Origin of the sequence: Actinomadura pelletieri DSM 43383, assembly GCF_003634705.1 — a bacterium.
Lineage (GTDB): Bacteria > Actinomycetota > Actinomycetes > Streptosporangiales > Streptosporangiaceae > Spirillospora > Spirillospora pelletieri.
Genome location: NZ_RBWU01000007.1, coordinates 330,901 through 356,746 on the forward strand (window position 1 = coordinate 330,901; position 25,846 = coordinate 356,746).

The window sequence follows — 25,846 nt, forward strand, 5'->3', positions numbered from 1 at the left end:
CCTCGGGTCACCGGCCTTCGTGAGGCTTTCCGGCGATCGATGCCGGAAGCTCCAGAAAGGTCGCTACTCCATGGCCGACACCGCACGCCGGCTGAACCGGCGAACCTTCCTCATCACCAGCGGACTCGCCACCGCCGTCGCCGCGACCGGCGTCCCGGGACCCGCCCACGCCGCCCCCCGCGCCCGGACACCCGACGGCGATCCGTTCACCCTCGGAGTCGCCTCCGGCGACCCCGGCCCCGACGGGTTCGTCCTCTGGACCCGGCTCGCCCGCAACCCCCTCGCCGAGGACGGGCTCGGCGGCATGCCGTCCCGGACGATCCCCGTCCGCTGGGAGGTCGCCACCGACGAACGCTTCCGCCGCGTCGTGCGCCGCGGCGTCGCCGCCGCCCACGCCCGCTCCGCGCACTCCGTCCACGTCGAACTCGACGGCCTGCGCCCCGGCCACGACTACTGGTACCGGTTCCGCGTCGGCGGCCACATCTCCCCGGTCGGACGGACGCGCACCGCCCCGCACCCCTCCACCTACGGTTCCGCCCTCGCCATGGGCTTCGTGTCGTGCTCCCAGTTCGAACACGGCTACTTCACCGCGTACCGGCGGCTCGCCGAAGAGCACCCCGACCTGATCCTGCACCTCGGCGACTACCAGTACGAGTACAAGAAGGGCGTCTACACCGTCCCGGGCGGCAACGTCCGCGACCACGAGGGCCCCGAGACCGTCACCCTCGGCGACTACCGGCTGCGGCACGCCCAGTACAAGTCCGACCCCGACCTGCAGGCCGCGCACGGCGCCGCGCCCTGGCTCGTCGTCTTCGACGACCACGAGGTCGAGAACAACTGGGCCGACGACGTCCCGGAGAACAACTCCGACACCCCGTCCCCCGAGGCGTTCCGCGCCCGCCGGGCCGCCGCGTTCCAGGCGTACTACGAGAACATGCCGTTGCGCCGCCGCTCCATCCCCCACGGCCCCGACATCCAGGTGTACCGGCGGGTCGCATGGGGCAGGCTCGCCAACTTCCACATGCTCGACACCCGCCAGTTCCGCGACGACCAGGCGTGCGGCGACGGCTACAAGGACTGCCCCGACGCCCTCGACCCGAAACGGTCCATCACCGGCGACCGGCAGGAACGCTGGCTCCTGGACGGCTTCCGCCGCTCCCGCGCCCGCTGGGACATCCTCGGCCAGCAGGTGTTCTTCGCGCAGCGCGACAACACCGCGGGCCCGGTCAAGAAGACCTCCATGGACTCCTGGGACGGCTACGTCGCGTCCCGCGACCGGATCACCAAGGGCTGGCTCGACGCACGGGTCCGCAACCCCGTCGTGCTCACCGGCGACGTCCACGCCCACTGGGCCGGCGACCTCAAAGCCGACTATGACGACCCGGACTCCAGAACCGTCGGCTCCGAACTGGTCTGCACGTCCATCACCAGCGGCGGCGACGGGAGCGACTCCAACCCGGCCGACCAACCCTTCCTCAAGATCAACCCGCACCTGCGCTTCTACAACAACCAGCGCGGATACGTGCTCACGAAGATCGGCAAGGATGAGATGAAGGCCGACTTCACGACGCTGCCCACCGTCCGGACGCGCGATGCCGAAGCCTCCATCAAGGCGACCTTCGTCATCGAGGACCGCGAACCCGGCGTCAAGCAGACCTACCTGCGCCCCCACGACTCGCCCAGAACCAAGTCGCAGTCCGACGAAGAACTCATCCGCCAAACCATCCAGAACGAAACTCAGCCCTGATCCGGCTTCTTCCGGCATTCGGACGCGATCGCAACCGTGGGAAGCGTTGCGGAATTGCGACGATGGCCGGGGTGAGCGCCGTCGGGTCGTGCGATCTCCGCGGTCGTGCGGCCCGGCGGGGCTAGTGGTCGGCCCTGGGGTTCGTCGCCTGGCCGAAGAGGATGTCGTCCAGGTCGTAGGCCACGGGGACTTCCAGCTGTTCGTAGGTGCACGACTCGGGGGTCCGGTCGGGACGCCAGTTGCGGAAACGGGCCGTGTGCCGGAACCGTTCGCCCTCCATCGCCTCGTACGCCACCTCGACGACCAGGTCGGGACGCAACGGCACCCAGCTGAGGTCCTTCTTGCCCGTCCAGCGGGAGATGGCGCCCGGCATCCGGTCGACGGTCGCCTCGGTCTGGCGCGCCCAGTCCGCCCACGGATGCTCCGCGAGATCGTCCAGCCGGTACGGCCGAAGCTCCTCGACCAGCTCGGCGCGGCGCTTCATCGTGAACGACGCCGCCACCCCCACGTGCTGAAGGTTGCCCTGGTCGTTGTACAGGCCGAGGAGAAGCGACCCCACGATCGGGCCGGACTTGTGCCACCGGAAGCCCGCCACCACGCAGTCCGCGGTCCGTTCGTGCTTGACCTTGAACAGGGCCCGCTTGTCGGACTCGTACGGAATGTCGCGGGGTTTGGCGATGACACCGTCCAGCCCGGCGCCCTCGAACTCGTCGAACCAGCGCAGCGCCAGCTCGTAGGAGTCGGACGCGGGCGTCACATGGATGGGCGCCCGCACCTGCGAGAGCGTCTCGACCAGCCGTCGCCGGCGCTCACCGAGCGGCACCTCCATCAGCGACTCGTCGCCCAGGGCGAGCAGGTCGAACGCGATGAACGACGCCGGAGTCTGCTCCGACAGCAGCTTCACCCGGGACGCGGCCGGGTGGATGCGCTGCTGGAGGGCCTCGAAGTCCAGACGGGTGCCCATCGGCAGGACGATCTCCCCGTCGATCACGCAACGTTCGGGAAGCTCGCGCCGCACCGCCTCGACCAGCTCCGGGAAGTACCGGGTGAGCGGCTTCTCGCCCCGGCTGGACAGCTCCACCTCGTCACCGTCGCGGAACACGACGCAGCGGAAACCGTCCCACTTCGGCTCGTACAGCAGATCGCCCTGGGGCATCGTCTTCACCGCCTTGGCCAGCATCGGCGGCAGCGGCGGAAGGATCGGCAGGTCCATCCCCCTATAGTGCGCCCGGGCACCGACAGTCCGACCACGCGGGGGGCGGCATGGCGCGTCCGATGTCGCAGGTCAGCGCGTGTAGCGGAGGAAGAGGAAGTCGTCGTCGCGCAGCACGTGCGCGAGGGTCAGCTCCGGTGGGACGGGCAGCGGCGGGCCGTTCAGGATCCGCGCCGGACGCCCGGCGAGCAGCTGCGGACTCAGCGTGAGGCACAGCTCGTCCAGCAGCCCCGCCGCCAGCACCTGCGCGAGCACAGCTGGGCCGCCCTCGCACAGCAGGCGCCGGTGGCCGCGTGCCGCGAGTTCCGCGACGGCGGCGGGGAAGTCCAGGGACTCCTGCCCGGCGACGATGACGTCGGCGCGCTCCCGCGCGGCCGCCAGCCGCGCCGGATCGGCGGTCGCGGTCGTCAGCACGATCGTTCTGGCCCGCGCCTCGGTGAACAGCGGCGCGTCGTAGTCGAGGTCGAGGGTGCGCGAGACGACCGCCAGCGGCGGGACGGGCGCGCGACCGTCCCGCACGCCGTCCCACGTGTCGGCCGGCAGCACCGGCCCGTAGCCTTCGGCCCGCACCGTGTTGGCGCCGACGAGCACGACGTCGGCGAGACCGCGCAGCAGCAGGAACAACCGCCGGTCGGCGGCGTTGCCGAGGCCGCCGCTGCGTTCGTCGCGCTGCGCCGCGCCGTCCAGGCTGGCGACCATGTTGGCCCGCAGCCACACCCCGTCGGACGGATAGGCGTAGCGCTCGACGAGATCGACCTCGCCCGCCTCCGGAGAAAGAATCCGCATAGGGCCTCGAAGTCTACGGGAGCCTGCGCAGGACGCTCAGGGAGCGGCCGACGACCGGGACGGCGTCACGCGCCTTGACACGGGGACGTTCCCCGACCCCGCCGGGTTCGGCGGTGTCGAGGGCGAACTCCCAGCGTTCGCCGTACTCGCCGCCGGGAAGCGTGAACTCCACGGGATCGGCGCCCGCGTTGATCAGCAGGAGGAACGAGTCGTCGCGGACGCGGCGTCCACGAGGGTCGGGTTCGGTGATGGCGTCGCCGTTGAGGAACACGCCGAGCGACTTGGCGAACCCGACGTCCCAGTCTTCGTCGGTCATGCTCTCCCCGGCGGGCGTGAGCCAGGCGATGTCGGCGGCGGCGCCCGTCCCGGTGCCGGTGAAGAAACGGCGACGGCGGAACACCGGGTGGTCATGCCGCAGCCGCGACAGGGTCCGCACGAACTCCATGTCGTCGGAGTCCTGCCAGCGCACCCAGGCGATCTCGTTGTCCTGGCAGTAGGCGTTGTTGTTGCCGTCCTGCGTGCGGCCCAGTTCGTCGCCGTGCGACAGCATCGGCACGCCCTGCGAGAGGAACAGCGTCGCGAGGAAGTTGCGGCGCTGCCGGGCCCGCAGGTCCAGGACGGCGGGGTCGCGGGTCGGGCCCTCCACGCCGCAGTTCCACGACCGGTTGTCGTCGGTGCCGTCGCGGTTGTCCTCGCCGTTGGCGTCGTTGTGCTTGGTGTCGTAGGACACCAGGTCGGTGAGGGTGAACCCGTCATGGCAGGTGACGAAGTTGATGGACGCCGACGGTCGCCGCGCGCTGTGCTCGTACAGGTCCGACGATCCGGTCAGCCGGGACGCGAACTCCGGCATCGTCGCGTAGGAGCCGCGCCAGAAGTCGCGGACGGTGTCACGGTACTTGCCGTTCCACTCCGTCCACAGCGGCGGGAAGTTGCCGACCTGGTAGCCGCCCTCCCCGACGTCCCACGGTTCGGCGATCAGCTTCACCTGGGACACGACCGGGTCCTGCTGGACGAGGTCGAAGAACGCGGCGAGCCGGTCGACGTCGTGGAGTTCGCGGGCCAGCGCGGACGCCAGGTCGAAGCGGAACCCGTCGACGTGCATGTCCAGGATCCAGTACCGCAGCGAGTCCATGATGAGCTGCAGCGCGTGCGGGTTGCGGACGTTGAGGGAGTTGCCGCAGCCGGTGTAGTCGAGGTGGTAGCGCTTGTCGTCGTCGCGGAGCCGGTAGTAGGACGCGTTGTCGATGCCGCGGAACGACAGTGTCGGCCCGAGATGGTCGCCCTCGGCGGTGTGGTTGTAGACGACGTCGAGGATGACCTCGATGCCCGCCTCGTGCAGGGCACGGACCATCGCCTTGAACTCCAGCACCTGCTCCCCGCACTGCCCGGACGACCCGTAGGCGTTGTGCGGCGCGAAGAACCCGATCGTGTTGTAACCCCAGTAGTTGCCGAGGCCCCGCGCCACCAGCGCGTGCTCGGGGATCGACTGGTGCACCGGCATCAACTCCACGGCCGTCACGCCGAGGTCGAGCAGATGGTCGATCATCACCGGGTGCGCGAGCCCCGCGTACGTCCCGCGCTGCTCCTTCGGGACGCCGGGATGCAGCTTCGTCAGGCCCTTCACGTGCGCCTCGTAGATGACGCTCTCGTGGTACGGGACGCGCGGCGGCCGGTCGTCCCCCCAGTCGAAGAACGGGTTGACCACCACGTTCTTCGGCATGTGGGGGGCGCTGTCGTCCTCGTTCAGCGTGTCGGGATCGGCGAACCGGTACGAGAACAGCGACTCGTGCCACCGGACGTCGCCCTCGACGGCCTTGCCGTACGGGTCGAGCAGCAGCTTCGCCGGGTTGCAGCGGTGCCCCTCCCGGGGGTCGAACGGCCCGTGCACGCGATATCCGTACCGCTGGCCGGGGCCGACGCCCGGCAGGTAGCCGTGCCAGACGAAACCGTCCACCTCCGGCAGCGTCCGCCGCGTCTCGTGCCCGTCGTCGTCGAACAGGCACAGTTCGACGCGTTGCGCCACCTCCGAGAACAGCGCGAAGTTCGTACCCGTGCCGTCCCAGGTGGCGCCCAGCGGATAGGGGTCACCGGGCCACACCTCCCGCATGCCGCAACTCCTCCACCTGGTCGTCCTGGCCCGTCGATTGTGGCCTACCCCGCCGTCGGCCCGCGCATCACGGCGTGCCGTCAGAGTGTCACGCGTAACAGGACGCCCGGCGAGGGCGCCGCGTCAGCATAGGCGCGGTGTGGGAGCGGTCGCGTCAGAGCCGCTGCGTCCAGACGCCGGCGGGGTGCTGCCGCGGGGGAAGCCACAGCCACGGCTGCGAATGGCGGAACCGCAGGTCGGTGCCGGGCTGCCAGGGGAACAGGCCCTCCCGGTTGGGCCATACGACCTGGAGCATCGGCGGCGTGGGACGCCGGTAGAACGCGACGGCCCCGCCGAACATCGCGTCGTACCAGAGCGGATCGGTCTCGCGGAACGCGGCCGCCTGGCCGCGGACGACACCGTCGCGGCGTTCGCCGTCGGTGGGGAGGCGCCCGTCGGCGGTGTGCCGGCCGAGCGTGTTCAGCGACTCCTCCATCTCGTAGACGTCGCCGCCGAACATGGCCAGCTCGGGCGCGCCGTGACTGTGCCACAGACCGATCGTGTACGCCCACCCCGGCCCGTCGTCGTCGGGGTGCACGAGGACGACGCTCCAGCCGTACTCGGTGATGTGCACGATCGTGCGGAGCTGGAAGTTGTCCAGACGGTCGCGGTCACCGTGGTTACAGATCACGCAGGTGCACGGGGTGTGGCCGTCGGACATGGCCTTCAGTTTAGGATCCATCGGTGCTCGGCATCGCTTCGTCTCCGGTGACCGGTCACCAAAATACGCCGGTGTCCGCAGGTCTGGCCTCGTGGGCGCTCCGCACGTCCGGTCCGGTGACCAGGCGGCAGACCATCGTCGCGAGCAGCAGCACGGCGGGCAGCGCGAGCGGGACCGCGGTGAGCGGCGCGATCGTGGCGACCCGCAGCGCCGTCCCGCCGCACAGGCCCGCGACGCCGAGACCGTCGCCCTGACGGCCCGCCGGCACCGCCACCGCGATGATCGCGGCGGCGACGGACAGGCCCGCGGCCGGCAACGCGAGGATCCGGCGGCGGACGAAGAAGCCCAGCCCGACGCCCGCCGCGCCGAGCACCGGCAGGGCCATCGCCGCGAGCCAGCGGACCGGCCGGGGCCGCAACTCGACGCGTACCACCGGCGGCGGCGCGTCGGCGCGCAACCGCCACGCCAGGGGCCCGGACGACCCCGTGTCCGCCTGCCCCGTGTCCGCCTGCCCCGTGTTCGCATGCCCCGTGTTCGCGCGCACCGTGGCCGGTACGGACGGCAGCCGCAATCTCATGGTCGTGTCACGGAAGCCCCGCGCGGCGAGCACCCGGACGGCGGCGGCCGTGTCGATCCGCAGCGACGGCGCGGGTCCCGTCCGGTAGGCGCGGCGGATCTCGACCCGGGCGAACGGCAGACCGCGATCCCGCTCGGTACGGGCACGGGCCGCCCACGCCCCGGGGAACGTCGCCGCGGCCACCCGCCGGGCCAGGGCACGCACGTCGGCGTCCGAACGCAGCCGCCCCGCCGCGTGCAGGTCCAGCAGGGCGTTCCCGTCCGGCAGTATGACGACACGGAACCACGCCCGCTGCGGCGGCGCGGGACCGCCGCCCGCGCACCCGGCGAGCACGGCGACGGCGAGCACGGCCGCGGCGAACGCGGCGAGCCGCCGAACCGACACGGGAGCCTCCGGGGGTGGGCACTGGTCGAACCAGCATGGCCGATTCAGGTCGCACCGGCGTCTCGTTCCGGTGACGGTGGATTCGCCGGGCGCCCCTCGACGAGGCCGGACGACCACCCCTGAAACGCTGACCGACCTGGTCAAACACCGTCGCCGGCGGCGTTGGACGTCATGGACATCCATACCGCGGGCCGGGCACGGCCGTTGGGGGCGAGAGGTTGACCGTTTCAGTGGCCGGGGCAGAAAGTTGCTTCTGTGGTCGACGAGGATCACCCAATGCCCCCGAAGTAGAGGTTCACCAAATGGTCGATGTCATCGGCGCCGGATTCGGACGCACGGGAACCATGTCGCTCAAACTCGCCTTGGAGCAGTTGGGGTTCGGCCCCTGTTACCACATGGCCGAGTTGACCGAGCATCCCGAGCAGATCCCGGTATGGCGTGACGCCGCGCGCGGGAAGAAGCCCGACTGGCGCCGCTTGTTCGCCGACTACCGATCCGCCGTCGACTGGCCCGCGTCCAGATTCTGGGACGAACTCGCCGACGTCTTCCCGTCCGCGAAGGTGATCCTGACCGTCCGGGACCCGCAGCGCTGGTACGACAGCACCGCGTCGACCATCCACCGCGTCGCCATGGCCTACTCGGAATCCGACGAGGACGGCGGGCTGATCGCCGACATCCAGAAGGTCGCCACGGACGTCATCTGGGACGGTGTGTTCGACGGGCGCTTCGCCGATCGCGACCACGCCCTCAACGTCTTCACCGAGCACACCGAGACCGTCCGCCGGACGATCGCGCCCGAACGGCTGCTGGTGTTCCAGGTCAGCGACGGCTGGGAACCGCTGTGCGAATTCCTCGGCGTTCCGGTCCCGGACGAACCGTTCCCGCGCAGGAACGACCGGGAGGCGTTCGCCGAATGGGTGGAGGAGTTGTCGACACGCGCGGGACACCAGGGGGAAGGGTGACGCGGTGTGGTTAGCCGGAAAGGTCGCGAAAGGCGCGGAACCGCAGCCGAATGATCGGTGTATGACGTCCTCGACCCGGCTCTCGACACGGCTCTCGACACCGCGCTCGACCTGGGGCGAGGTCCATCCTCCTGAAGTGGTGGGACGATCTCGTTCGCGCGGCGGATTGCCCACCGTCACCGGGGGCATACCGTCGAAGCCATGAGTCAGTCCAGTCCACAGCCGGAGCGGTCCTCCCCGCACCGCCCGCAGGACCGGCGGCAGGAACTGCATCCCGACCGGCCCGTCGCCGAACCCACCGAGGTCACGGCGGCGTCCGACACGGCAGGCGCGCCCGACGCCGTCCGCGCACCCGACCGGGTGCGCGCGTCCGACGCCGAGCGGGAGGCCGTCGTGGAGCGGTTGCGGATCGCCTCCGTCGAGGGACGGCTCACCTTCGAGGAACTGACCGAGCGCACCGAGGCCGCCTACGCGGCCGTCACCCGCGGCGATCTCGACGCCATCACCGCCGACCTGCCCGGCATGGGCGCCCCCGGCGCCGAGCCCGCGCCGCTCCAGGTGAAGCGCCGGTTCAGCGCCGTCATGGGCGACTGCAAGGAGCGCATCGTCGGCCGTATCGACGGCCCGCTGGAGGCCGTGTCGGTGATGGGCGACGTCGAACTCGACCTGCGCGGCGCCCAGGTCCCGAGCGGCGAGGTCACCGTGACCGCCACCGCCGTGATGGGAGACGTCAAGATCATCGTCCCGGACGGCGTCCGTGTCGAGGTGACCGGTCACAACTTTCTGGGCGACCGCAGGATCGCGGTCCGGGAGCCCCATCCCGGGGCGCGTGTCCCCGTGGTCCGGGTCAACGCGACCGTCGTGATGGGCGACGTCAAGATCGTCGATGACGAGCACCATGCGCCGCTGCGCCGCGCGATCGCCGACCGGTGGCGCGACCGCACGTGATCCGCGACCGCACGTGACCCGCATCCGACCCGTACCCGACCGCCCACGGCGGCCGGGTACGGGTCAGACCGCGGTGGCCGCGCGGGCCGTCTCCAGCGCCTCGTCGTAGCGGTGCACGACCAGTTCGGCGACCTCCGGGGCCGCGCCGAGGACCGGTGAGACCACGGCGGCGCCCGCGGCGAGCGTCTCCGCCCTGACCTTGTCGGCGAAGTGACCCGGTGCCAGGAAGTACGACGCCACCGCCACGCGGCGGGCGCCCGCGTCGAGCAGGGCCGTCACCGCCTCCGCCGGGGTGGGCCGGGCCGCCGACGCGTACGCCGCGACCACGTCCGACCAGCCGCGGGACCGCCACCGCCGGGCGAGGCCCGCGATGGTGGCGTTGGCGGACGCGTCGCTGGACCCGGCCGAGACGAGGACGACGGCCGTGTCCGGGTCGCCCGGCGCGACACCGGCCTCGGCGAGGCGGCGCTCCAGGGCGGCCGTCAGCAGCGGATGCGGTCCGAGCGTCCCGGCCGTGCGGAGCCCGAGCCGGGGATGCCGTCCCCGCACCCGGTTCAGCACGCCCGGAATGTCGGTCTTGCTGTGGTAGGCGGCCGTGAGCAGCAGCGGCAGCACCACCGCCTCGTCCGCGCCGGCGCGGGCCAGCCCGTCCAGGACGCGGCCGGGCGTGGGCGCGGCGTGGTCGAGGAACGAGGCGTGCACGGGCACGTCCGGCCGCCGGGCCCGGACGGCGTCCAGCAGGGCGGCGACGGTGGCGGCGGCGCGCGGGTCGCGGCTCCCGTGCGCCACCGCCACCATCGGCCGGCTCACAGGTGGATACCGCACTCGGTCTTGCCCAGCCCGGCCCAGCGGCCGCTGCGCGGGTCCTCGCCGGGCGCGACCGGACGGGTGCACGGCGCGCAACCGATCGACGGGTAGCCGTCGTAGTGCAGCGGGTTCACCAGAACCCCGTTGTCCTCGATGTAGTTGTCCATGTCCTCCTGGGACCAGCCCAGGATCGGGTTGACCTTGACCATGCCGCGCTTGCGGTCCCACTCGACGACCTTCCGGTCGCGGCGGCTGGCGGTCTCGTCCCGGCGGATGCCGCTGAACCACGCCATGTAGCCCTCCAGCGCCCGGCCGAGCGGCTCCACCTTGCGCAGGTGGCAGCACAGGTCGGGGTTGCGGCCGAACAGGCGGGGGCCGAGCGCGGCCTCCTGCTCCTCGACCGTGCGGGACGGGGTGACGTTGATGACGTTCACCGGGTAGACGGCCTCGACGGCGTCGCGGGTTCCGATCGTCTCGGCGAAGTGGTAGCCGGTGTCGACGAACAGCACGTCGATGCCCGGCTTCACCTTCGACACCAGATGGATCAGCGCCGCGTCCGACATGGAGGAGGTGAGGCAGATGCGGTCGCCGAACGTGGCGACGGCCCACCGGATGATCTCCAACGTGGGCGCGCCCTCCAGCGCGGCCGCCGCGGATTCGACGATGTCCTCCAGGTCCAGGGTAGGTCTGTCGGTCTCCAGAAGAGTCACCGAGGGATCTCCTTGCTCGCGGTGCGGGGAGCTCCGACACCGAGGAATTTCAGCGTGAAGGATCGAAGGCAGTCGGGGCAGAACCACGAGCCGTGTTCCGCACGGGGTTCGAGGTTCTCCTCGCCGCAGTAGGGGCAGTAGAACGGCGCCATGCGCTCACTCATGCCCGCGTCCGCTCACTTGAGGTCCGCCTCGTCGGCGCGGTGCACCCAGGCGGCGAACGTCTCGCCGTCGGTGCGCTGCTCGTCGAACTTGCGGACGACCCGCTCCACGTAGTCGGTGAGCCCCGCCGACGTGGTCTTCAGCCCGCGGACCTTCTTGCCGAACGACGCGCCGAGCTGTCCGCCGAGGTGGATCTGGAAGCCCTCGACCTGGTCGCCGTTCTCGTCCACGACGAGCTGGCCCTTCAGGCCGATGTCGGCGACCTGGATGCGGGCGCACGCGTTGGGGCAGCCGTTGACGTTGATGGTGAGCGGCTGGTCGAAGTCGGGGAGCCGCTTCTCCAGCTCGTCGATCAGGTCCATGGACCGCTGCTTGGTGTCGACGATCGCGAGCTTGCAGTACTCGATGCCGGTGCACGCCATCGTGTGGCGGCGGAACGTCGACGGACGGACCTGCAGGTCGTGCTTCGCCAGTTCCGCGGCGAGCTCCTCGGTGTTCTCCTCGGGGACGTCCAGGATGACCATCTTCTGCTCGTTCGTCGTCCGGACCCGTCCGGTGCCGTAGCGCTCGGCCAGGTCGCCGATGACGCCCAGCAGCTCGCCGTTCACGCGGCCGACGCGCGGCGCGAACCCGACGTAGAAGTTGCCGTCCTGCTGCGGGTGGATCCCGACGTGGTCGCGGCGGGGGAGCGGCGCGGCGGGCTCGGGGCCGTCCGGCAGCGCGTAGCCGAGGTACTCCTTCTCCAGCACCTCGCGGAACTTCGCCGCGCCCCAGTCCTTCATCAGGAACTTCAGCCGGGCGCGGCTGCGCAGCCGCCGGTACCCGTAGTCGCGGAAGATCGAGGTGACGCCGTGCCACACCTCGGTGGCCTGCTCCGGCTTGACGAACACGCCGAGGCTCTGCGCGAACATCGGGTTGGTGGACAGCCCGCCGCCGACGAACAGCGCGTACCCGGTCTCACCGGCCTCGTTCACGACCCCGACGAACGCGATGTCGTTGATCTCGTGGACGGTGCAGTGCGCCGTGCAGCCCGACATCGCCGTCTTGAACTTGCGCGGCAGGTTGGAGAACTCGGGGGAACCGATGTACCTGTCGTGGATGTCGCGCAGCTGCGGCGTCGCGTCGATGACCTCGTCGGCCGCGATGCCGGCGAGGGGACAGCCGATGATGACGCGGGGGACGTCGCCGCACGCCTCCATCGTGTGCAGCCCGACCGCTTCGAGGGCCTCCCAGATCGCGGGGACGTCCTCGATCCGCACCCAGTGCAGCTGGACGTTCTGCCGGTCGGTGATGTCGGCGGTGCCGCGCGCGTACCGGGTGGAGATGTCGGCGATCGTGCGGAGCTGCGGGCCGCTCAGCTGCCCGCCGTCGATCCGCACCCGCATCATGAAGTAGCGGTCCTCGAGGTCCTCGTCCTCGAGCGCGCCGGTCTTGCCGCCGTCGATGCCGGGGCGGCGCTGCGTGTACAGGCCCATCCAGCGGAACCGGCCGCGCAGGTCGGCCGGGTCGATGGAGTCGAACCCGGTCTTGGAGTAGATCTCGATGATGCGGCGCCGGACGTTCAGACCGTCGTCGTTCTTCTTGTTCTCTTCGTTCTTGTTGAGAGGTTCGTGATAGCCGAGGGCCCACTGGCCCTCGGCCTTCTTGCGCTTGATCGCGGGTGGCACGGCGCGCGTCCTCATCTGTGATGTGAGGGACGCGTAGCGCACCGGCAGTCAGGAGCGGCCGGCTCGGCACTGAGCTGGGTGAGTCAACGATGACGCCGATGCACCACGCGCCCGGCTGAGCAGGGGCGTGGTCGGAGCGTCACCGACAGATCGCGCTGCGGACGCGGAGAAAGTCGACGTGCCGGCGCTTGGCCAGCAACGGGTCCGCGGCAGTCATACCTGAACTGTGACATGCCGTCTTGCGGACTGTCCAGTTACGTCCCCCATACGGACGGGTGAGATGTGTCATCCTTGCCGTCTCCAATTCACCGGCGGCTCGGCCTCGTCGCCCGCGGGACCGGTGGTGGGGTCGCTCCCGGACGGCCGCGGTTCGCGTGTCGCCGTTCCGGGATGGTGCTGGCAGTCGCACCAGGACCCGCCGCGGCACTCCTCGTGGCGGCGCTCTCGGCACGACTGGCATATCACGCCTTCCATTGTCACCGATGGACGCCGATGCCTCGTCCCTGCCTCGTCCGTGCCTCGTCCCACACCTCCGCCCTCGTCCGGTACGTCCGGAGACGATCATGGTCGGGTGGACGTTCCGCTCCGTCAAAGCGGGTATGGCGGAAGTGATGCGCGGGGAACGCGGGGGAAACCTGCGAGATGATCGGGCGGGGGAGGCGGTCGTAACGCGACGCGCGGAGCGGATCACCACGATGGGCGGTGGAGCGAACCGGAAGGTGAGCCCCCGGCGAGAGGTTCGGATGGGCGATGCGGCATGTTCCGGGGGCGTAACGCTCTACGGTGGGGCGGTGTGACCACCGTCTCCGACGCCGCGGGCGTCTCCCCGGCCGGGGACCCCCGACCCGAGGGCGACCCCGGCGGCCCCGCCCCGGGCTCCGGTCCCGACGACCGGGAGCCCGGACGCGACCTGGCCGGTCGTGCCCGCGCGACGGTCGAGACATGGGGTCGGGTCGGCTGGACCCTGGTCAAGGACACGGCGGTCGGCGCGTTCCGGTACCGGGTGACGGGACTGGCCGCCGAGGCCGCGTTCTTCGCGTTGCTGTCGCTGCCGCCGCTGGTCCTCGGGCTGATCGGCACGATGGGGCACCTGCGCGGCGCGATCGGGCCGGGCACCGTCGCCGAGATCCGCGCGTGGGCGATCGAGCATTCCCAGCAGGTCCTCACCAGGGATGCGGTGGACAACACCGTCGCCCCGCTGATCGACGACGTGATCAAGGGCGGCAGCCCCGACATCGTGTCGCTCAGCTTCCTGCTCTCGCTGTGGGCGGGTTCGCGTGCCACCAACGTCTATGTGGACACCATCACCATCGCCTACGGGCTGTCCGGGATCCGCGGCGTGATCCGCACCCGGCTGCGCGCGTTCTTGCTCTACCTCATCGGCCTGCTGCTCCTGCTGGTCGTCGTCCCGCTGCTGGTGGCCGGGCCCACGCTGGTGCGCAAGGCGTTGCCGGAGAGCGCCGAGGCCGTCCAGTTGCTGTACTGGCCGGTCGTGGTGACCCTGTCGATCGTCTTTCTGGCGACCCTCTACCACGTGAGCGTCCCGGTGCGGACGGCGTGGTCGCGGGCCGTGCCGGGCGCGGCGGTGGCGCTGCTGATCTGGATCGTCGGCAGCATCACGCTGCGGATCTACCTGACCGGGTCGCTGAGCGGCGTGTCGGTGTACGGGTCGCTGGCCGCGGCGATCGCCCTGCTCGCCTGGCTGTACGTCGCGGCGCTGGCGGTGCTGATCGGGGCGACGCTGAACGCCGAGATCGACCGGCGGTGGCCGAGCGAGATCACCGCCCGTGCGCGGGCCGAACTCGCGGCGGAGGACGAGCGACCGCAGCACGGCGAGGACGACGGGCCGGACGTTCGACCCGACGGCCGGGCCGAGGGCGAGGCGGAGTCCGGGGGGCCGGGAGGTAAAAACAGCGCCGGTTGAGGGCCTGAAAAGGCGAAACATGTCGTAACCTCGCCTGACATGACCCCCCGAGTGGACCGAGGCCGGCTCCGGACCGTGACCGGCACGATCGCGACGTCCGAGATCACCGGGCCGGTGCTGTCACACGAGCACCTGCGGATGGACCTGCGCTGGCCGGCGCGTCCGCGGCTGGCCGAGTCCGACCCGCGCCGGTTCCTGGACGAGGAGAAGCCCGTCCAGCGGGAACTCGCCGCCCTGCGCAGGGAGCACGGCCTCGGGCTCGTCGTCGACCTGACCTGCTCCGGCATGGGACGCGACGCCGCCGCGCTCACCCGGATCAGCACCGGGGCGCGGGTCGCGGTCGTCGCCGGGACGGGCGTGTTCACCGAGCCGTTCCATCCGTCGTACGTCCGTGAGGCCCTGGACGCCGACCGCGACGGGGGGACCGCGGCCCGGGACGGCCGGTCCGGTGTCGACCGGTTGGCCGAGCGGCTCCTCGCCGAGGTCGGGTTCGGCCTGGACGGCACCAACGCGCTGCCCGGTGTCATCGGTGAGATCGGCACGTGGGGCGAGGCGCCGACCGAGACCGAGGAGCTGTGCCTGCGCGCCGCCGCGCGGGCGGCCCGCTACTCGGGGCTGTCGGTGGCGACGTACGGCCGCGCCGGCCTCGCCCAGCTGGAGATCCTCACCGCCGCCGGGCTGTCCCCGGACCGCGTCGCCGTCGGCCAGCAGGACCGCGTCGACGACCCCGGCCTGCACCGCAAGATCGCGGAGACGGGCGCCTATGTGTCGTTCGGCACGCTCGGGCTCGCGGGGGAGGACCACGCGGCGATCGGCGCCCGCGTCCGCTTCGTCATGGATCTGCTGGAGGCCGGGCACGCCTCGCGGGTGCTGCTGAGCACGGGGGTGTCCCGGATGACCCGGGTCACGAAGTACGGCGGCGCCGGGTACGGCTACCTCTTCGACACGTTCCTGCCCGCGCTGCGGGCTGCGGGCGCGGACGACGCGACCCTCGACGCGATCCTGCGCGACAACCCGCTGCGCTGGCTCACCGGTTCCGCCTGAGCCGTCCGGGCCCGTACAGGCCCCGTACAGGCCCGGCGGCCCTTCCCCGGCGGGCGTCGCGGACGTCGGTAACGGTGGCGGGAGTGGGTAGGGCTTCCCCCGGAAGGGGGTGCGCCGATGTCCTGGAACAGAACCTCACGCGGAGGCTTCCAGCAGACCGAGACCGTCCGGCTCCCCTACACCGACCGCACCGATGCCGGGCGGGTGCTCGCCGAGCGACTCGTCCCGATGGGGTTGGACGGCGCGGTCGTCCTCGCGCTGCCGCGCGGCGGGGTTCCCGTCGGCTACGAGATCGCGACACGGCTCGGATCGCCGCTCGACGTCCTGGTGACCCGCAAGATCGGCTATCCGCCGCAGCCCGAGCTCGGGGTCGGGGCGATCGCTGAGGGAGGCTCGCCGGTGTTCGACGGCGCGCTGCTGCGCAGGCTCGGGCTCGGCGAGGCGGACCTGGCCGGCACGGTGGAGGCCGAGCGCGCCGAGCTGGACCGCCGGGTGGCGGTCTACCGGCGCGGGCGCCCGCTGCCGGAGACCGCCGGACGGTCGGTGATCGTCGTGGACGACGGCCTGGCCACGGGCGGGACCGCGCGGGCCGCCGTACGGGCGCTGCGCGAGCGCGGCCCGTCGCGGCTGGTGCTGGCGGTGCCGGTGGGCGCCGCCGAGACCGTCCACGGCCTGGAACCCGAGGTGGACGACCTGGTGGTGCCGGCCGCTCCGGGGGAGTTCCGCGCGGTCGGGCAGTGGTACCGCGACTTCGAGCAGCTCACCGACGAGAACGTGATCGCCTGGCTGGACCGGGCCGCGCGGGCCCGGGGAGCGGGCTGAGCCGCCGCCGGACGGCGACGCCGCCGTCCGAACAAATGGTGTGGCGAATTCTGGCAATTGGCCACGCGGCGGACGCCCCTTGCGGTAATGGCGTGGATTCGCGGAATGTCCCGATGATGAGCCCTGACATGTGACGCACTTGTGACACTGCCGGGACGAAGCGACCCGACCCGATCGAGGGCCCCGTTCGCGGGACCGGGACCGGGCAACGCAAACGGCCCCGCGATGCGGGGCCGTGTCGTTTTCTTGGTGGCGTGCCGGGGTTCGCGATGGGAGCGTTCTGGCGCCTGCGTACCGACCCTCCGTCGAGCCCTGCCGGCCGATCCCGCCGGTCGGGCTCCGCCGACTGGCTACGCGGCGTTGGCGCGGCGCATCCGGCGGCGACGCTCGGAGGCGCGCTCGTCTTCGTTGAGGCCGCCCCACGTGCCGTACTTCTCGGGCCTGGACACCGCGTAGTCCAGGCAGTCCGTACGGACGGGGCAGCCCATGCAGATCTGCTTGGCCTTGCGTTCGCGGATCTCCCGCTCGGGCTGGCGCTCACCGTCGGGACCGAAGAAGAGGACGAGGTCTTCCCCCCGGCACGCCGCGGCGTCCTGCCAGCCCCAGCTGGGACGAGGGAGGTTTGCCTGCCGACGTACCTGAGCCATGGAACACCCACCTTGATTGGTTCGAACAAATTCGGGACATGGACGCTCGACATGCTTCGAGTGACATGAAGTCAGAAGCGCCGAATGGTCCAACGTCTGGAGTTGCCGCTCTGTTCCCGTCCGGTTACTCCGGAAACCAGGTGACGTGCGACAGGGAGACCCTCGAATGGGGCCTCAGTGAGATTACACGAGGGCCGCCTCGTTGAGAAGGGTGAGTTCCCTAACAAGGTAGGTTTTCAGGTTCTCCCCGCAGTCCGGTCCACAGGGGGCGGACTGCTGGACGGCCTCCACGACGATGTGGTAGCGGCTCCCTTGTACGGTAACAACCCCTTTGTGCCGAGATGTTCCCGTGATGGGTTTCACGGTCACGTCGGTCACGTCGTCCAGCCCGAGCCGCCCGGTGTGGGCCCGGACGAAATGCTCGACGGCCTGCGCGGGCTCGGACGTTCCCGCACGTCCGCGCAGCCGGTCGAGGACGACCTCGCCCCGCAGGTAGGCGTTCGCCGCAGCCACCGCCTCCGCCTCGCCGAGGTCGCCGTAGCAGATCCCGTGGGGCAGGCACACCAGGTTCGCCGCGAACCGGTCGCCGCCGACGTGGGTGGTCTCCCACACCCGGCGGCCGAAGCGGGCGGTGAGCGACCGGGCCAGCGGCGCGCCGGTGCGGGCGCAGCAGGCGTTGCGGCGGCCGTGCGTGCAGACCAGGAACACCGGCTCAAGCACCCGGTCGCCGAGGCCCGGCGACCGTCCGGCGGCGAGCGCGTCCAGGTCGAGCTCGGCCAACTCGGCCGGGTCGGCGAGTTCGCGCCCCTCGATCCAGGCGCGTTCCCCGTGCGAGAACACGGCGTAGACCTGGACGGGCGGTACGGCGCGGCGGCGTCCCGCCCGGCGGATCAGCTGGGGACGGACGCCCGCCAGCAGGGCGGCCCGCACGGCCTCGGCGACCGGAACGGGTCGGGCGAGGTCCGCCACGTGCTCGGGCCAGGGGCCGGGATGCTCGATGAGCAGCCACGACCGCGCCTTCTCGGTGGCGCTCGCCAGACACGGCCGTTGGCCGGTGTGGCTACCCGGGCAATGCCCGCAGCCGTTGCCGCGCGTCACAAGAGTCCCCCGTTGATCTTCCGGCAATTAGGTAAGGATAACCTAACGTGCATCGGTCAAACATGTCGGGGGAGTGCGTTCGGACGGTCAGCGGGTGACACCGTGGTGGACCTCACGCCAAGCGTTGAGCAGCCCCTTCGCGACCGGAAGCGCGGCCGCCCGGTCGGACGCGACCAACCCGATCCGGGTGCGCCGATCGAGCAGGTCACCGGTGTCCAGCGCGCCCTCGTGCCGCACCGCCCACGCCAACTCCACGCCGAGCACCGGCAGCCCCGGGACGACCGGTTCCAGCAGGGCCGGGTCGTCCCCGGCGAGAGTGACCAGCATCGGCGCCTCCGTCCCGTACCGCTGGACGAGGCGCGCCGGCGCGTCCAGCGCGTCGAGCGGCCCGCGCGACGCCGCGCCGACGAGGGGGAGCCGCGCGGTGCGACTCGGGCCCGCGTCCAGGCCGCCCGCGCGGACGGCCGCGTCGACGGCGTCCTGCGCCATCCGCCGGTAGGTGGTGAGCTTGCCGCCGACGATCGTGACGACCCCGTCCCGCGAGGTCAGCACGGCGTGCCGCCGGGAGATGTCGGCGGTGCTGCGGCCGTCACCGAGATCCAGCAGGGGACGGAGCCCGGCGAACGCGCCGACGACGTCCGCGCGCCGGACGGGGACGTCCATGGCCGAGTTGAGGACGTCGAGCAGGAACCCGATCTCGCCGTCCGTCGGCTCCGGCACGTCCGGGATCGGGCCGTCGGTGGGCTCGTCGGTCAGGCCCACGTAGACACGGCCGTCGCCCTGCGGCATGACCAGCAGGAACCGGCTGGCCGCGTCCGGCACGGGCACCTGTGTCCCGGCCGTGGGACCGCGCAGCGCCTCCGCCCGCACCACGAGGTGGGTGCCGCGCGACGGGCGCAACCGGACCCCGTCCACCAGCCCGCCCGCCCACACCCCGGTCGCGTTCACCACCGACCGCGCCCGGACGGTGAACTCCCGGCCGGTCAGCTCGTCCCGCACCCGCGCCCCGTCGCCGGAGAGCGCGACCGCGCGGCAGCGGGTGAGGACGCGGGCGCCGTGCCCGGCCGCGGTCCGGGCGATCGCGGTGACGAGCCGCGCGTCGTCGGCGAGCTGGCCGTCCCACGACAGCAGCCCGCCGCGCAGCCCGTACGGGCGCAGCGCCGGCGCCAGCCGCAGCGTCTCGACCGCCGACAGACGCCGCGGCCCCGGCAGCGTCGACCGCGGGGTGCGCGCGGCGAGCCGCAGCGCGTCCCCGGCGCGGTAGGCGGCCAGGGTGGCGATGGCCCGGGAACGCGGCACGAGCGGCGTCAGCGGCGTGACGAACGGCAGCGCGCGGACGAGATGCGGCGCGGTGTGCCGCATCAGCACACCGCGTTCGACCGCGCTCTCGTGCGCCACGTCCACCTGCCCGGACGCCAGGTAGCGCAGCCCGCCGTGGATCAGCTTGGAACTCCACCGGGACGTGCCGAACGCCAGGTCGTGGGCGTCGATCGCGGCGACGGACAGGCCCCGGGACGCGGCGTCCAGCGCGGCGCCCGCCCCGGTCGCGCCGAGGCCGACGACCAGCACGTCCAGGACCTCGTCCGGGAGCGCGGCTAGCTCGCGTTCCCTGCGTGCGGCGTTGAGCGACGTGCGCGGATCCGGGGTCTTCACGGCGCGAGCATCCTCTCCAGGATGTGGTGCAGTTCGGCGTCGAAGGCGTCGGGGCCCAGATCGGGATCGGCGTCGTCGATCATGGTCGGCGCGGACAGCACGTAGGTCTGCACGACCAGCAGCACCGCCCGCGCCTGCCGTGCCGGATGGTCGCGGCGAATCGTGCCGTCGGCGTGGCCCGCCCGCAGCACCTCCTCGAACAGCTCCAGGAACACCAGTTGGCTCTCGCCGCAGCGGTCCAGGACGTAGGGGAGCAGCAACTCCGGGTCCACCTCGACGATCTTGCGGAGCAGCGGATGGTCGCGGAACGTCCGCACGCCGGCGACCAGGCCGGCCACGAACCCGGGCCGGACGGGACCGTCGTCGTCCGGCGGTTGCAGCGAGTCGCCGAGCCCGACCCACTCGCGGGTCATCAGATCGGTGACGATCGTGCGGACGTCCGGCCAGCGGCGGTACAGCGTCATCCGCGACACGCCCGCGCGGCGCGCGATGTCGGTGAGCGTCGTCCGGCGCACGCCGACGGCCAGTACGCAGTCGCGGGCGGCGTCCAGGACGGTGTCATCGGCGGTCCGCCTGTTGTGACGATTCGACGTCATGTGTCACAGTGTAAGCCCGGTGGTCGATCAGCCGGCAGGCCCAGGACGGGGGAGGCGTGCGGTGCGGACGAGGGACATGCTGTGGAGCGGCTGGGGCGACCCCGACCGGGCCGCGCCGCTGCCGGAACCGGTGGTGGCGCTGCTGCGCGACCTGCTCGGTGTCCGGCCGGGGGAGACGGCGCCGGTCGCGCTGGCGGACGTCGAGGTCCCCGAGCCCCGGCTGCCGGCGGAGATCCTGACCGCGCTCGCCCGGATCGTGGGCGACCGCAACGTCCGCGCCGACACCGAGACGCGCGTCCGGCACACGCGCGGCAGGTCGACGCCCGACCTGCTGCGCATCCGCGCCGGGCAGGCGTCCGACGCCCCGGACGCGGTCGTCCTGCCCGGCACGCACGACGAGGTCGTCGCGGTGCTGCGGGCCTGCGCCCGGTACCGGGTCGCGGTGGTCCCGTTCGGTGGCGGCACCTCGGTCGTCGGCGGTCTCGCCCCGAGCGGTCCCGGGGGCGCACCGGACGCGTTCGTCGCCCTCGACCTGCGGCGCATGGACGCGCTCGTCTCGATCGACGAGGTGTCGCGGACCGCCGTCCTGCAACCCGGCCTGCGCGCCCCCGCCGCCGAGACGCTGCTGGCCGAGCGCGGCTACACCCTCGGACACTTCCCGCAGTCGTACGAGTGGGCGTCGATCGGCGGGTTCGCGGCGACCCGGTCCAGCGGACAGGCGTCGGCCGGGTACGGGCGGTTCGACGACCTGGTCGTCGCCCTCACCGTCGCGACGCCGGAGGGCGACCTCGACCTCGGCCGGGCGCCGCGGTCCGCCGCCGGGCCCGATCTGCGGCAGCTCGTCCTCGGCTCGGAGGGCGCCCTCGGCGTGATCACGTCGGTGACCGTCCGGATCCAGCCCGTCCCGGAGGCACGCGCGTACGAGGGCTGGCGCTTCGCGTCGTTCGACGAGGGCGCCGCCGCGCTGCGACGCCTGGCCCAGGACGGACCGCTGCCCGCGGTGCTGCGCCTCTCCGACGAGACCGAGACCATGGTCGGCCTCACCGACCCGTCCGCGCCCGGAAACGGAGGGGTGCAGGACGGGACGCCGAGCGGAGCTCGTCCGTTGGATGGTGGTGGGTGGGGGCTGGAGGACGGGGGGTCGAGCGGAGCTCGTCCGTTGGATGGTGGTGGGTGGGGGCTGGAGGACGGGGGCTGTCTGGCGGTGGTCGGGTTCGAGGGTACGGTCGGACGGGTCGCGGAGCGGCGGGCCGGGGTGGCGGACGTCCTGCGCGCCGCCGGTGGCGAACCGCTCGGCGCCGGGCCAGGCGAGAAGTGGGAGCGGGGCCGTTTCGACGCGCCCTACCTGCGTGACGCGCTTCTGGACGTCGGGGCGTTCGCCGAGACGGTGGAGACGGCGACGTTCTGGTCGAACGTTCCGGCCCTGTACGGTGCCGTCCGGGACGCCCTGACCGGCGCGCTGTCCGACGCGGGCACGCCGCCGTTGGTGATGTGCCACATCTCGCACGTGTACCCGTCCGGGGCGTCCCTGTACTTCACCGTCGTGTCCGCACAGGGCAAAGACCCGGTCGAACACTGGGCACGGGCGAAGCGCGCCGCCTGCGAGGCGATCGTCGACGCGGGCGGCACGATCAGCCATCATCACGGGGTGGGGACCGACCATCGCGACTGGTACGCCCGGGAGATCGGGCCGCTGGGCGCGGCGGTGCTCCGCGCCGTCAAGGACAGGGTCGACCCGGCCGGGATCCTCAACCCGGGCGTGCTCGTCCCACCGGTCTAGGGGGTAACACGTGGGCGAGGCACGGGCGTTCACCGCCGTGGTCAACCCGGCGGCGGGCGATTCCGCGTCCGCCTCGTCGGTGTTGGAGGTGGCCCGGCTGCTGCGCGAGTCGGGCGCCGAGGTCGAGGTGGAGTACAGCCGCGGTCTGGTGCACGCGGCGGACGTCGCCCGCGCCGCCGCCGCGGCCGGACGCGTCGTGCTCGGCGTCGGCGGCGACGGCATGGTCGGCTGCGTCGGCGGGGCGCTCGCCGAACTGGACGCCGCGAGCGGCGCGGTCTTCGGCATCGTCCCGGCGGGGCGCGGCAACGACTTCGCGCGGCAGCTCGGCATCCCGTCCGACCCCGGGGAGCTGGCGAAGCTGCTGTTGGAGGGCGAGCCGCGCGCCGTGGACGCGATCGACGCCAACGGGACGGCCGTCCTCGGCAGCGTCTACGCGGGCGTCGACGCGGTCGCCAACGACAACGCCAACCGGACGCGGCTGCTGCGCGGTTCCGCCGCGTACTACTTCGGCGCGCTGCGCGCGATCGCCACCTGGCGGGCCGCCGACTACGTGATCACGGTGGACGGCGAGACCAGGGAGCGGCAGGGGTACACGGTCGTCGCGGCGAACTCCGGCTACTACGGGTTCGGCAAGCACATCGCCCCCGACGCGCGCGTCGACGACGGGCTCCTCGACGTGATCCTCATCCGGACGGCGCCGAAACGGCTCTTCTTCGCCGTCATGCGGGAGCTGGAGGACGGCGCGCACGTGCGCCGTCCCGAGGTGGAGGTCATGCGGGGCGAGGAGGTACGGATCGAGCTGGCGGGCCCGCCCGGCAGGACGCTCCCGTACGGCGCGGACGGCGAACTGCCCGGCCTGCTGCCCGTCACGGCACGGGTGATGCCGGGCGCGCTGCGCGTTCTGGCGCCCTGAACGTCCGCCCCGACTTGGCCCGAAGTTTGGGTCGATTTACGTCGGCATTACGGCCCCTCGGGTAGCGTCGGTTACGTCCCGCTAAGGGACCTTGGGGCCGTCTGTGGAGACCATCATGGGAAGGCGACCGCGACGCTCGCCGTTCTGGGGGGACTCATGATGGCCGCAGACGCCCGTGACGTGGTGGCGCCGGCGCCCTTGGGGGTGGCGCCGGTGTCCACCACGCCTGACGGGCCCGCGGGCGCCCGAAGATCATGCGCTGAACCGCGGCAACCCGCTTGACGGCCGAGTTCGCCTCCGGACAGGCTGTGAGGAGCCCCTCACGCTGCCGGAGGCGTTTTCTTGTCTGCCGAGCCCGTGCCCCCCGAGGCCGTCTCCAGCCCTGACAACTCCCGTGCTTCCGAGGCGGGCGCCGGATGGGTCTGCCGGCGACCCGGCACGTTCGACGAGCTGCTGCCCGAGCGCGTCGCCGACTTCTCCTGGCGCCATCCGAGGGTGCTGTGGCGGTCCCGCAACGACCTGCTCGCGCGCCTGTTCGGCGACCCGTCCAACGAGATCCGCCGCCGCTGTGTGGCCGCCCTGCGCGACCGCGGGACCCCGGCGGCGTTCACCGTCCACCGCGCCGACCCGGAGTTCTCGTTCGCCCTGCTCGGCGACACCGGAGAGGGAGACCGGTCACAGTACGCGGTGGTGCCGCCGTTGCTGAACGCGGCGGGCGACACCGACTTCATGGTCATCGTCAGCGACGTCGTCTACCCGACGGGCGACTCGGCCCAGTACCCGGACAAGTTCTTCCGCCCCTACAAGGACTATCCGGCCCCCATCTACGCGGTGCCCGGCAACCACGACTGGTACGACGGCCTGCGCGGCTTCCTGCACGTCTTCTGCGACCTGGACGCGGACTGCGCGCCGCCGCCCTGGCGCGGCCCGCTGTCGTTCGTGCCGCGCATGCTGTGGCGCAGTCCGGGTGAGGTGGACGGCGCCGCGCTCGCGGACGCCCGCCGCCGGTACCGGGGCACGCCCGGCCAGCGGTGCGTCCAGCCGGGCCCGTACTGGGCGATCGACGCGCCGTCGCTGCGCGTCATCGCCGTCGACACCGGGATCGACGGTGTCGTCGACCGTGACCAGGGCCGCTGGCTTCGAGAGGTCTCCGCGGGACCGAAACCCAAGCTGCTCGTGACCGGAAAGCCCCTGTATGTGGACGACGAGCACCATCCCGGCGAGATCGAGGGCGGCGGCACGATCGACGACGTCGTCCGGGACCCGGCGCACCACTATGTCGCCGCGATCGGCGGCGACGTGCACAACTACCAGCGGTATCCGCTGCGGACCGAGGACGGGCGGACGATCCAGTACATCGTGTCCGGCGGCGGGGGCGCGTTCATGCACGCCACCCACACCATCCCGAGGACGCGCGTCGTCGACGAGGACGAGTTCCGCTGCTACCCGCTGCGCGGTGACTCCCTCTCCCGCTACAGCAAGCTGTACGGCCGGTGGCTGCGTCTTCCCCGGCTGTTCGAACTCACCCCGGAGGAGGCCGCGATCGCCGTCGAACACCGGCTCGGCATCAGGTCGGGTCGCGGCTACCCGAACTCCGCGGACGGGGCCTCCGTGCCGTCCCGCCGGGCCCGGTTCGTCGCCGCGACGCTCGGCGTTCCGCGTGACGGGCGGCACCGTCCGGGGCGCCTGAGGTTCCCCGTCCGCAAACTGCCGCAGCGCTTCCGCTCGGAACTCGCCGACTGGGACGACCCGCCGTTCTTCAAGAACTTCCTGCGCCTGGACGTGACCGGCTCGTCCCTGCGGATCCGCTGCCACGCGGCGACCGGCTGCGGTGACCAGGAGGCGGCTCCGCCGTGCGAGGACGAGGTGACCATCCCCCTGCGCTGGGGTGGGACGGCCGAAGGCGCGGCTGAGGTGTGACGTTCGCGGCAAGTCTCGGCAAAGTCGACGAATGTCGGCGTTCCGTCGCCCCCACGTGCGCGAAGACCGTTACAGTCTTGGCCCGAAGTACGGGTGAACGGTAACGGACGGTCGGCCGTAAAACGACCGCTTCCCAGGAGCGATACTCAATGAGCTACCCCCAGCAGGGTCAGGGCCAGCCATATCAGCAGGCGCCTTCGCAGCAACAGGCCTACCAGGGCGGCTACGCGCCCGCCCCGCACCAGCAGCAGGCCCCCGCCGCCGCCGCCGTCGGCGCCGGCGTCAACATGAAGCGCCGCAACCCGCTCGGCGTCTGGCTCGGACTGCCCATCATCACCTTCGGCATCTACGGCCTCGTGTGGTTCTACAAGGTCCATGTCGAGCTGCACGAGTACGACCGCCGCATCGACAACGCCGCGACCAACGCCCTCCTGTCCATGCTGCTCGGCTTCCTCACGCTCGGCATCTGGCCGCTGATCATGTACGTGAAGCTGGCCGGGCGGATCTCCGCGGCCCAGCGCGCCGCGGGCCTGCAGCCGAGCTGCTCCGGCGGCATCGCCTTCCTGCTCGGCATCCTCGGATTCGGCGTGCTGTACTACCAGATCCAGCTGAACAAGGTCGTCGACCGTTACGGCGACACACCTGCGGGCCAGCAGGTCTCCCTGGTCGCCTGACCCCT

At 71.9% G+C, this 25,846-nt stretch carries 23 protein-coding genes; 10 read left to right on the forward strand and 13 right to left on the reverse strand.

The window, feature by feature from the left end:
- The first annotated feature begins 70 nt into the window (after positions 1 to 70).
- On the forward strand, positions 71 to 1,747 hold the full coding sequence (locus tag BZB76_RS29745; protein ID WP_121437740.1) for an alkaline phosphatase D family protein: 1,677 nt from the start codon (positions 71 to 73) through the stop codon (positions 1,745 to 1,747).
- Positions 1,748 to 1,868: 121 nt separating this feature from the next.
- On the opposite strand, the gene BZB76_RS29750 is transcribed toward BZB76_RS29745, so the two are convergent.
- The 5 genes from BZB76_RS29750 to BZB76_RS29770 form a co-directional block, all read right to left on the reverse strand.
- Entirely contained in the window at positions 1,869 to 2,960 is a 1,092-nt protein-coding gene (locus BZB76_RS29750; protein WP_121437741.1) for an ATP-dependent DNA ligase, read from the reverse strand.
- A gap of 72 nt (positions 2,961 to 3,032) precedes the next feature.
- Positions 3,033 to 3,746 (reverse strand): pyrimidine reductase family protein, encoded by a 714-nt coding sequence (locus tag BZB76_RS29755; RefSeq protein ID WP_121437742.1) that lies wholly within the window; start codon positions 3,744 to 3,746, stop codon positions 3,033 to 3,035.
- A 13-nt stretch (positions 3,747 to 3,759) separates the two neighbouring features.
- Positions 3,760 to 5,853: a glycogen debranching protein GlgX gene (gene glgX, locus BZB76_RS29760; protein WP_121437743.1), complete on the reverse strand. Its 2,094-nt coding sequence runs from the start codon at positions 5,851 to 5,853 to the stop codon at positions 3,760 to 3,762.
- A gap of 154 nt (positions 5,854 to 6,007) precedes the next feature.
- Positions 6,008 to 6,553 (reverse strand): DUF4262 domain-containing protein, encoded by a 546-nt coding sequence (locus tag BZB76_RS29765; RefSeq protein ID WP_121437973.1) that lies wholly within the window; start codon positions 6,551 to 6,553, stop codon positions 6,008 to 6,010.
- Between the two features lie 55 nt (positions 6,554 to 6,608).
- Positions 6,609 to 7,514 (reverse strand): hypothetical protein, encoded by a 906-nt coding sequence (locus BZB76_RS29770; RefSeq protein ID WP_121437744.1) that lies wholly within the window; start codon positions 7,512 to 7,514, stop codon positions 6,609 to 6,611.
- 302 nt (positions 7,515 to 7,816) lie between these two features.
- On the opposite strand from BZB76_RS29770, the gene BZB76_RS29775 reads away from it, so the two are divergent.
- Entirely contained in the window at positions 7,817 to 8,476 is a 660-nt protein-coding gene (locus tag BZB76_RS29775; protein ID WP_121437745.1) for a sulfotransferase family protein, read from the forward strand.
- A gap of 201 nt (positions 8,477 to 8,677) precedes the next feature.
- Positions 8,678 to 9,424, forward strand: coding sequence for a DUF1707 domain-containing protein (locus tag BZB76_RS29780; protein WP_246007300.1), 747 nt, complete (start codon positions 8,678 to 8,680; stop codon positions 9,422 to 9,424).
- 63 nt (positions 9,425 to 9,487) lie between these two features.
- On the opposite strand, the gene BZB76_RS29785 is transcribed toward BZB76_RS29780, so the two are convergent.
- From BZB76_RS29785 to BZB76_RS29800, 4 genes are read right to left on the reverse strand one after another with little or no spacing between them, the layout of a single operon-like run.
- Positions 9,488 to 10,222 carry a sirohydrochlorin chelatase gene (locus BZB76_RS29785; protein ID WP_121437746.1) on the reverse strand — a complete coding sequence of 245 codons (735 nt, stop codon included), beginning with the start codon at positions 10,220 to 10,222 and terminating at the stop codon, positions 9,488 to 9,490.
- Positions 10,223 to 10,230: 8 nt separating this feature from the next.
- The gene (locus tag BZB76_RS29790) at positions 10,231 to 10,941 is read right to left on the reverse strand and encodes a phosphoadenylyl-sulfate reductase (RefSeq protein WP_121437747.1); all 711 of its coding nucleotides are present in this window, start codon (positions 10,939 to 10,941) and stop codon (positions 10,231 to 10,233) included.
- Positions 10,938 to 11,105, reverse strand: a complete 168-nt coding sequence (locus BZB76_RS29795; protein ID WP_121437748.1) for an Insertion element protein — start codon at positions 11,103 to 11,105, stop codon at positions 10,938 to 10,940. The genes BZB76_RS29790 and BZB76_RS29795 overlap by 4 nt, the downstream gene beginning before the upstream one ends.
- A gap of 12 nt (positions 11,106 to 11,117) precedes the next feature.
- Positions 11,118 to 12,785 (reverse strand): nitrite/sulfite reductase, encoded by a 1,668-nt coding sequence (locus BZB76_RS29800; RefSeq protein ID WP_211343250.1) that lies wholly within the window; start codon positions 12,783 to 12,785, stop codon positions 11,118 to 11,120.
- A gap of 778 nt (positions 12,786 to 13,563) precedes the next feature.
- Here BZB76_RS29800 and BZB76_RS29805 point away from each other — a divergent pair.
- The 3 genes from BZB76_RS29805 (at position 13,564) to BZB76_RS29815 (ending at position 16,560) form a co-directional block, all read left to right on the forward strand.
- Entirely contained in the window at positions 13,564 to 14,694 is a 1,131-nt protein-coding gene (locus BZB76_RS29805; RefSeq protein WP_246007301.1) for a YihY/virulence factor BrkB family protein, read from the forward strand.
- Between the two features lie 39 nt (positions 14,695 to 14,733).
- Positions 14,734 to 15,738: a phosphotriesterase family protein gene (locus BZB76_RS29810; protein WP_121437751.1), complete on the forward strand. Its 1,005-nt coding sequence runs from the start codon at positions 14,734 to 14,736 to the stop codon at positions 15,736 to 15,738.
- A 117-nt stretch (positions 15,739 to 15,855) separates the two neighbouring features.
- Complete coding sequence (locus tag BZB76_RS29815) at positions 15,856 to 16,560, forward strand: phosphoribosyltransferase (RefSeq protein ID WP_121437752.1); 705 nt, start codon at positions 15,856 to 15,858, stop codon at positions 16,558 to 16,560.
- A gap of 350 nt (positions 16,561 to 16,910) precedes the next feature.
- Here BZB76_RS29815 and BZB76_RS29820 read toward each other — a convergent pair whose 3' ends face one another.
- The 4 genes from BZB76_RS29820 to BZB76_RS29835 form a co-directional block, all read right to left on the reverse strand.
- Positions 16,911 to 17,207: a WhiB family transcriptional regulator gene (locus tag BZB76_RS29820; RefSeq protein ID WP_075901375.1), complete on the reverse strand. Its 297-nt coding sequence runs from the start codon at positions 17,205 to 17,207 to the stop codon at positions 16,911 to 16,913.
- A 183-nt stretch (positions 17,208 to 17,390) separates the two neighbouring features.
- A complete protein-coding gene (locus BZB76_RS29825; protein WP_121437753.1) occupies positions 17,391 to 18,305 on the reverse strand; it encodes a sucrase ferredoxin in 915 nt (304 codons plus the stop codon).
- Positions 18,306 to 18,392: 87 nt separating this feature from the next.
- Positions 18,393 to 19,958, reverse strand: a complete 1,566-nt coding sequence (locus BZB76_RS29830) for a glycerol-3-phosphate dehydrogenase/oxidase (RefSeq protein ID WP_121437754.1) — start codon at positions 19,956 to 19,958, stop codon at positions 18,393 to 18,395.
- Positions 19,955 to 20,554 carry a TetR/AcrR family transcriptional regulator gene (locus tag BZB76_RS29835; RefSeq protein WP_121437755.1) on the reverse strand — a complete coding sequence of 200 codons (600 nt, stop codon included), beginning with the start codon at positions 20,552 to 20,554 and terminating at the stop codon, positions 19,955 to 19,957. Before BZB76_RS29835 ends, BZB76_RS29830 begins: the two co-directional genes overlap by 4 nt.
- Positions 20,555 to 20,630: 76 nt before the next feature.
- Here BZB76_RS29835 and BZB76_RS29840 point away from each other — a divergent pair, with 76 nt between their 5' ends.
- The 4 genes from BZB76_RS29840 to BZB76_RS29855 all read left to right on the forward strand — a co-directional run bounded on the left by BZB76_RS29840 (position 20,631) and on the right by BZB76_RS29855 (position 25,841).
- Positions 20,631 to 22,334 (forward strand): FAD-binding oxidoreductase, encoded by a 1,704-nt coding sequence (locus tag BZB76_RS29840; RefSeq protein WP_121437756.1) that lies wholly within the window; start codon positions 20,631 to 20,633, stop codon positions 22,332 to 22,334.
- A gap of 10 nt (positions 22,335 to 22,344) precedes the next feature.
- Complete coding sequence (locus BZB76_RS29845) at positions 22,345 to 23,247, forward strand: YegS/Rv2252/BmrU family lipid kinase (protein ID WP_121437757.1); 903 nt, start codon at positions 22,345 to 22,347, stop codon at positions 23,245 to 23,247.
- 342 nt (positions 23,248 to 23,589) lie between these two features.
- Positions 23,590 to 25,167, forward strand: coding sequence for a metallophosphoesterase family protein (locus BZB76_RS29850; RefSeq protein ID WP_246007302.1), 1,578 nt, complete (start codon positions 23,590 to 23,592; stop codon positions 25,165 to 25,167).
- A gap of 149 nt (positions 25,168 to 25,316) precedes the next feature.
- Positions 25,317 to 25,841: a DUF4234 domain-containing protein gene (locus BZB76_RS29855; RefSeq protein WP_121437759.1), complete on the forward strand. Its 525-nt coding sequence runs from the start codon at positions 25,317 to 25,319 to the stop codon at positions 25,839 to 25,841.
- The last annotated feature ends 5 nt before the right edge of the window (positions 25,842 to 25,846 follow it).

What these genes read in the sequence shown, in the direction of transcription:
- BZB76_RS29745 (WP_121437740.1), top strand. Translation starts at nt 71, where the DNA reads ATGGCCGACACCGCACGCCGGCTGAACCGGCGAACCTTCCTCATCACC.
- BZB76_RS29785 (WP_121437746.1), bottom strand. Translation starts at nt 10,222, where the DNA reads ATGGTGGCGGTGGCGCACGGGAGCCGCGACCCGCGCGCCGCCGCCACC.
- BZB76_RS29795 (WP_121437748.1), bottom strand. Translation starts at nt 11,105, where the DNA reads ATGAGTGAGCGCATGGCGCCGTTCTACTGCCCCTACTGCGGCGAGGAG.
- BZB76_RS29820 (WP_075901375.1), bottom strand. Translation starts at nt 17,207, where the DNA reads ATGGCTCAGGTACGTCGGCAGGCAAACCTCCCTCGTCCCAGCTGGGGC.
- BZB76_RS29800 (WP_211343250.1), bottom strand. Translation starts at nt 12,785, where the DNA reads ATGAGGACGCGCGCCGTGCCACCCGCGATCAAGCGCAAGAAGGCCGAG.
- BZB76_RS29775 (WP_121437745.1), top strand. Translation starts at nt 7,817, where the DNA reads ATGGTCGATGTCATCGGCGCCGGATTCGGACGCACGGGAACCATGTCG.
- BZB76_RS29815 (WP_121437752.1), top strand. Translation starts at nt 15,856, where the DNA reads ATGTCCTGGAACAGAACCTCACGCGGAGGCTTCCAGCAGACCGAGACC.
- BZB76_RS29755 (WP_121437742.1), bottom strand. Translation starts at nt 3,746, where the DNA reads ATGCGGATTCTTTCTCCGGAGGCGGGCGAGGTCGATCTCGTCGAGCGC.
- BZB76_RS29855 (WP_121437759.1), top strand. Translation starts at nt 25,317, where the DNA reads ATGAGCTACCCCCAGCAGGGTCAGGGCCAGCCATATCAGCAGGCGCCT.
- glgX (WP_121437743.1), bottom strand. Translation starts at nt 5,853, where the DNA reads ATGCGGGAGGTGTGGCCCGGTGACCCCTATCCGCTGGGCGCCACCTGG.
- BZB76_RS29810 (WP_121437751.1), top strand. Translation starts at nt 14,734, where the DNA reads ATGACCCCCCGAGTGGACCGAGGCCGGCTCCGGACCGTGACCGGCACG.
- BZB76_RS29840 (WP_121437756.1), top strand. Translation starts at nt 20,631, where the DNA reads ATGCTGTGGAGCGGCTGGGGCGACCCCGACCGGGCCGCGCCGCTGCCG.
- BZB76_RS29750 (WP_121437741.1), bottom strand. Translation starts at nt 2,960, where the DNA reads ATGGACCTGCCGATCCTTCCGCCGCTGCCGCCGATGCTGGCCAAGGCG.
- BZB76_RS29780 (WP_246007300.1), top strand. Translation starts at nt 8,678, where the DNA reads ATGAGTCAGTCCAGTCCACAGCCGGAGCGGTCCTCCCCGCACCGCCCG.
- BZB76_RS29765 (WP_121437973.1), bottom strand. Translation starts at nt 6,553, where the DNA reads ATGTCCGACGGCCACACCCCGTGCACCTGCGTGATCTGTAACCACGGT.
- BZB76_RS29835 (WP_121437755.1), bottom strand. Translation starts at nt 20,554, where the DNA reads ATGACGTCGAATCGTCACAACAGGCGGACCGCCGATGACACCGTCCTG.